At 60.0% G+C, this 2,542-nt stretch carries 2 protein-coding genes; both read right to left on the reverse strand.

The window, feature by feature from the left end; genetic code table 11:
• Window positions 1-1,609 (reverse strand): alpha-amylase family protein (locus PAT3040_RS19075; RefSeq protein ID WP_146200473.1); only part of this gene is annotated, 1,609 nt, incomplete at its 3' end.
• A gap of 34 nt (window positions 1,610-1,643) precedes the next feature.
• The coding region (locus PAT3040_RS19080; RefSeq protein ID WP_181376718.1) for a sulfatase family protein at window positions 1,644-2,542 on the reverse strand (899 nt) is incomplete at its 5' end.

A 2,542-nucleotide genomic window follows, 5' to 3' on the forward strand; every position in this document is an offset into this window, starting at 1 on the left:
ACGGCTCCTCGACCAGTTGCGGGATGCGGGCAATACCTTGCCAAAGCTCCTCGTCTTCGGTCATATACGCAAACGGATACGGCGTCCGCTCCCGATACTCCACGCCGAAGACGTCGGCAAGACCGAAGCGCAGGAAGCCGGCCTTCGACAGACCCGATGCACCGCTGCCAGGCACTGCGCTGCCTCGAACAGACACCTCGCTTGCCGAAGCGGCCTCGATTGGCGCGGCCGCTGTCAATGCGGCGCCTGTTGTCGACTGGGCAACAGGCGCTCGGCCCAAGGTGGCCGCGCCTTCCGCCAGCAGCAAGCCGCCGCGCGCGACGAACCGGCGAATGCGCTCCTGCGCCGCCTCGTCCAGCTCCACCGTCTCCGGCAGCACGACAACCTTATAGCCGTCCAGTTCCGGGAAGGCGCTGTTGCAGTAGATGTCGAACTGGTGATGTCCCTCCAGCAGCATTTTGGCCGCACCGAACGTGGAGGCGTCATCCTTGTCGTGATACCAGTTCGTCGTATTGGTGCCGATCAAAGCAATGTGCGCCACGCTCCGCGCTCTCAGGCAATACGCTTCGCGCTGCTCGACAAATTCGAACGCTTCGCCGATTACGTCGTAAACGCCCTGTTGCAGCGTTCCGTCCGGCAGCACCTGGTCGCCGATATTGACGATGCCGCCGTTCGCCAAAATCGTCGCGAACTCGTATTTGAGCTGCTCCGGCGTCTTGCACGACATAAGGCCCCAGCCTTCCGTAAACCGCACGGTCATGATCTGTACCGGCACGTCCAGCGTGCGAACATAGCGGGCACGGATGGAATGGTTGTAAAACGTGCCCGTCGCCGACGGCTGCGATTCCCACAAACCGTAATCGCTCGTCAGGTTCAGCTCCTCCGGCTCGCCCATTCGCCAAGCGCCGTTGCAGTTGACCAGCACCTCGGGCCGGATCGCCTTTACCAGCTCGCGGATCTCCTGCATCGTGCGGATCGCCGTGCGGCGGCCGAAGTCCCTGACCGTTTCCGGCTCGTCGAGGTACAGCTCCGTCGTCAGCTCTCGGCCCGTCTCCTCGCGGAATTTTTTGCGGCAGTACGTGCAGAAACATATATGGTTATGCTGGTACGGAATATCGAACAAGTAGCCGTCGAAGACATACTTCTCCGTAATCTCGCGCACCTGCGGAATAACCAGTTCCTCGCGGTACGGACTGTTGAGGCAAGGCAGCTCCCATACCGTCCCTTCCGAGCCGCGAACGTTGCCGTTTTCGTCGATCTGGTACCAGTCGGGATTTTGCGTCACAGCGTAGGCATCCGTGCCCAGCGAATAATAGGCGATAACTTTAAGGTCGTATTTGCGCGCCTCTGCCAGCACTTCCCCGAAGAAGTCGCCCTTAAGCCCGTTATGCTTATGTCCGTATTCATTATCGTAAAAGGCGTTGCCGAAGTGGCATTTCGTAAATACCCCGATTACGTTGGCCCGGGCGCGCACGAAGGTTTGCACAAATTGTTCGGCATCGAACTTCGCGATCGCGCCGACCGGAAATTCCGGCATATGAAAGTCCACATGCACCTGCCTTGTGTAATCCCAGAACCAGTTGTCTCCGTCTCTCGCCATTGTTGTCATTGCTCCGGCTCCTCTCCTGTTGATGAACGTCTCCCTACAGCCCCAGCCGTACCGCCTGCTCGGGCGGCGCGCCCAGCTCCGCGAGCTTTTCGCGCAGCGCCCCTCGCATGACGGCGAGCTTGTCCGGATAAATCGCCGCTCGGTTTACCGTTTCGCCCGGATCCTCCGACAAACAGGTCAGCCATGTCGACTCCGGCCATGAGGCCGTAACGACGGCCCTGCGGCCTTCTTCGACGGGACCGAGCTCGTATTCGATAAATTTGGCGGCATGATGGCTGTACCAGTACAATGGTTTGTTGCTTGCTACAGGCGCCTGATGCAGCATCCATCGCCCGTCCGTCAGCGATACGCTGCGCCCGTACATGCCGGTGATCGCGTAAGAGCGCGTCGGCGCATCCGGCGACATGACGGCCGGTACAAGATCGACGCCATGTATCCCCTCCGGACACGGGATTCCAAGCACGCTAAGCACCGTCGGGTAGATGTCGACAAGCTGCGCGAGCTGCTCGCGCCGTTCGCCCTGCGGACCATCCGGATGCGCGATCACAAGCGGAAGCCGGCTGCATGAAGCAAAATGATGCGTCTGCAGCTTGCCGATGCGGCCGCGGTCGCCGTTGTAAGTGCCATGATCGGTCGTGAAGATCAGCACGGTGGACTCCCACAGCCCATGCTCGTCCATCTTGTCCAGCAGATGTCCGAGCCACTTGTCGGTCAAGACAACCTGCGCCGCATACCTCGCCTGCACATGTCTCAACTGATCGGGCGTCATATGCCGCTCCCATTCGTCGTACGGCACCATCGAGTTCCAACGTTCCACGTCATAGCCGCGCGGGTCGAACATCTTCAGCAAATCTTCCGGCGGATCCCAAGGTTCGTGGGGATCGAAGCAATCGATATGCAGATAAAACGGATCATGCGTATGGTTGCCGTCCA

The sequence above is a fragment of the Paenibacillus agaridevorans genome (assembly GCF_003112455.1).
Lineage (GTDB): Bacteria > Bacillota > Bacilli > Paenibacillales > Paenibacillaceae > Pristimantibacillus > Pristimantibacillus agaridevorans.